General features: G+C 38.3%; 5 protein-coding genes and 1 pseudogene. All 6 read left to right on the top strand.

What is annotated here, in order from left to right:
* The first annotated feature begins 594 nt into the window (after nucleotides 1–594).
* Nucleotides 595–996, top strand: coding sequence for a hypothetical protein (locus tag CAFE_RS16465; protein ID WP_156991228.1), 402 nt, complete (start codon nucleotides 595–597; stop codon nucleotides 994–996).
* Nucleotides 989–1483 (top strand): hypothetical protein, encoded by a 495-nt coding sequence (locus CAFE_RS16470; protein ID WP_156991229.1) that lies wholly within the window; start codon nucleotides 989–991, stop codon nucleotides 1481–1483. The genes CAFE_RS16465 and CAFE_RS16470 overlap by 8 nt, the downstream gene beginning before the upstream one ends.
* Nucleotides 1484–1594: 111 nt before the next feature.
* Nucleotides 1595–2209 (top strand): RHS repeat-associated core domain-containing protein, encoded by a 615-nt coding sequence (locus tag CAFE_RS16475; RefSeq protein WP_156991230.1) that lies wholly within the window; start codon nucleotides 1595–1597, stop codon nucleotides 2207–2209.
* A 4-nt stretch (nucleotides 2210–2213) separates the two neighbouring features.
* A complete protein-coding gene (locus CAFE_RS16480; protein WP_156991231.1) occupies nucleotides 2214–2693 on the top strand; it encodes a hypothetical protein in 480 nt (159 codons plus the stop codon).
* A gap of 55 nt (nucleotides 2694–2748) precedes the next feature.
* Nucleotides 2749–2856, top strand: a pseudogene (locus CAFE_RS20730) (RHS repeat-associated core domain-containing protein); the annotation flags it as partial.
* A 48-nt stretch (nucleotides 2857–2904) separates the two neighbouring features.
* Nucleotides 2905–3660 (top strand): hypothetical protein, encoded by a 756-nt coding sequence (locus tag CAFE_RS16485; RefSeq protein ID WP_233452848.1) that lies wholly within the window; start codon nucleotides 2905–2907, stop codon nucleotides 3658–3660.
* Nucleotides 3661–3767 lie beyond the last annotated feature (107 nt).

A 3767-nucleotide genomic window follows, 5' to 3' on the forward strand; every position in this document is an offset into this window, starting at 1 on the left:
ATGTTCTTTTAGAATCCTGATGATCTGTTCCTCGCTGAACCGTTTCTTCATGTTAATCACTCCATCTGCATTTTATCATATTGTGACTAACTTTTCTATTGGCTCAGTTTTCGGGGCTCAGGTCACTTCTTCCGATATGTCAGACCGTAAAGATTTATAATGATAGAGTAAGTTTAAATTTTTGGTTCGTAAAGTTACGTACCTTTTTCTGGACAGAAGTTCATGAAATAGGAGCGGCCTATGCAAGAGGTGGGTATGGTACATACATGAAATATGTTTATATCTCTAAAAGACCTGTTACAGATAAAGAACGGTTCGATATTCTTCATGTGAAAGACCGTAAAAATTTCATTACCATGGAGAATCGCGGCAACATGATTGAAGACATTAAGAAATATTCAAAACTGCCGTTTCGTGATTTGCCGACCAAAGAAGATTTTAATAACATGTAGCGTGCGGGAGAAACCGGACTATTTCCGGTTCCTCCCATAAACGTCTTATTTGTAGAGCAGGTATTAACCCTGAAATCGGCAGATTCATTAGCAAAGATGATTCCGGCTACCACGGCAAGTAACCCAATCGACTCAAACCTTTATGCCTATGGATTTGGCTGTTGCATTCCCTGCAATTGGTGCAGTTACTACTACAATAGCTGCATATGCCAGTGCATTTGTTTCTCAGATTATATATATTGGAATGTCAAAAGGATATGATGTAAAGTATTTCACAAGGCCAGAAGTGGCTGGGAGTATTATTTTTTGTACAATATTAGGTGGGACTTTTAGTATGTTGGGTGCCCGATGGAGTGATTCTCTTGGCTATGGCAAGCCTCCAGAAGAATTAATTAATCCTCTAAAAAGATTGATATATATTTGTAATATAAGCATACAAGATGTCAGAAACTCCATAGTAGGCAATATTTTCATTAATGGCATATTTGGAAACAAACAATTAGTAATCAATCAAGTTTTTGACTATTTGGAGAAAAATGGGTGATGAAATGGTAAAATATACAAGAAGCATAGAAGTTATGATACTAGTGGGTATTATCATTTTATTTCCTTTGGGGGTGGGTCTTTGGCTCGTTATAAATGGTAGATGGAATTTGACTGATTCTCTAATCCTTTTCAGTATTTTGGTGGGCCCGACATTACTTCTCCTTCCGATATGTCAGACCGTAAAGATTTATAATGATAGAGTATGTTTAAATTTTTGGTTCATAAAGTTACGTACCTTTTTCTGGACAGAAGTTCATGAAATAGGAGCGGCCTATGCAAGAGGTGGGTATGGTACATACATGAAATATGTTTATATCTCTAAAAGGTATGTTACAGATAAAGAACGGTTCGATATTCTTCATGTGAAAGACCGTAAAAATTTCATTACCATGGAGAATCGCGGCAACATGATTGAAGACATTAAGAAATATTCAAAACTGCCGTTTCGTGATTTGCCGACCAAAGAAGATTTTAATAACATGTAGCGTGCGGGAGAAACCAGACTCGTTCCGGTTTCTCCTATCAACTTTTTAAATTATGAGTGAATTTGCATAGCAGGTATTATAGTCCAGAAATCGGCAGATTCATTAGCAAAGATGATTCCGGTTACCACGACGCAAGTAATCCAATCGATTTACGCCTATGTGAATAATAATCCCGTTATAAATGCGGACCCGAATGGCCATTTTATCAATACAATCCTCGGCGGACTGTTTGGCGCGGGATACGGTTGGCTTTCAGCAAAATTGACTGGCAGTGATCCCAAATGGGGTGCTATATGTGGTGCGATTAGTGGTGCTATAGCTGGATTTGGAGCTGATATAGCTACAATACTTCCTGCTGTTGGTTGGTTTGTTGCTCCAGTAACCGGAGCAGGTGGTGCCCTATTATCTCAACTTATATATATAACCGAGACAGTCCAAAATGTAGATGCGAAATATTTCACAAGGCCTAATGTAATCAAAGAGCTTATTTTCACTGCAGTATTGGGCGGTATTTTTAACGTCTGTGGAGTAGGATGGAGCAAATCGCTTGGATATGGGACTTCTTCGTCAGAGTCATCTTTTTTAAAACAATTAGTCCAATTATGTAATATCAACATACAAGATGTTAGAAATTCTATTGTGGGAAGTGTTGCGATCAACCATATCATGGGAAACCGGCAATTAGCTATCAATGCAGTTTATGACTATTTGGAAAAGAACGGGTGATAAAATGATTAAATATAGAAGAAGCATAGAAGCAGAAGTACTCATCTGGATGCTATATATTTTTCTTCTAGCAGGTATATTTTTTGTTGCACATACATGGAAGTTTAGTGAATTCCTAATACTATTTTGCATATTAGAATTGCCCGTAATTATTATTGTACCATTTGCACACCAAGCAATAAAAATTGATGACCGCAGGATAAATTTATGTTGGTGGGTTATTACATTTCGGACTTTTTTATGGTCAGAAGTTCAAGAAACTGGTATTGCTTATGTAAGGGCAGGATATGGTACTTATAAAAAATATATTTATGTGTCTAAAAGACCTGTTACTAATCAAGAAAGATTCAATATTCATGGTGTGAAAGACCATAAGAATTTCATTACCATGGAGAATCGCGGCCATATTATTGAAGACATTAAGAAATATTCAAAACTACCATTCCGCGATTTGCCGACCACAGAAGATTTTAATAACATGTAGCACGCGGGAGGAACCGGACTTGTTCCGGTTTCTCCCATAATGTCTTAACTTTGAAATCGGCAGATTCATCAGTAAAGATGATTCCGGCTACCACGACGCAAGCGACCCAATCGATTCAAACCTTTACGCCTATGTGAATAATAATCCCGTTATAAATACGGACCCGAATGGGCACGTTGTTTTTACAGCTATAGGCACGGGCTTTGGAGCTTTGTTCGGGTGGCTTTCAGCGGAGGTCACTGGCGGGGATCCTAAGGCAGGTCTCGTCAGCGGTTTATTTGGTGGAATGCTAACAGGAATGGGCGCTGACTTTGCAGCATGGACGGGTGGCTCTGGTATACTTGTTACTGCCATATTAGGAGCGGCCAGTTCAGTAGTTTCCCAAATTATATATATAGAAATGACAGTAAAGAATGTAGATGCTAAATACTTTTTGAAGCCGGATGTGGCCGGAGAACTCCTTTTTGATGCGGCAGTGGGTGCAACTTTCAATGTGTGCGGAAGTGCTTGGGCAGAATCGTTAAAATACGGACGAACCCCCTCTGTACAAGCTAAATTCTTGCAAAAAGTGCTTTCTTTTTGTCACACAGATTTAAATGAGATAGAAGATAGCATTGTTGTAAATCGTGTACTCGGGCTTAGGCAAACATTAATCGATGCAGTTTATGAATATCTCAAAAAAACAGGTGATAAATTGATAAAATATAAAAGATGTTTAGGAACAGAAATATTGGCTTGGATAGCATTCTTTACTTTTTTGGTAGTCAGTGTTTATATTGGACGTAATTGGAATATATTTGAATTTATTGTATTGTTTTGTATTCTTGAATTGCCTATGATATATATTTTTCCTTTAGGTTGTCAGACGGTAAAGTTTGATGAAAAAAAGGTAAGTACAGGTTGGTGGTTTATCAAATTTCGGACCTTTTTATGGTCGGAAGTCTGTGATGTTATCGCCGGAGTATAATTGACCGAGATCGCCGGCGGAATTGACCCACTCAAGAATAACGGCTACCATGGCATAAAGAAACGCCATGGAGGTAGGCCGGATGTTAAGGAGTGGAATGATACACA

It is taken from the genome of Caproicibacter fermentans, from assembly GCF_009746625.1.
Classification (GTDB): Bacteria; Bacillota; Clostridia; order Oscillospirales; family Acutalibacteraceae; genus Caproicibacter; species Caproicibacter fermentans.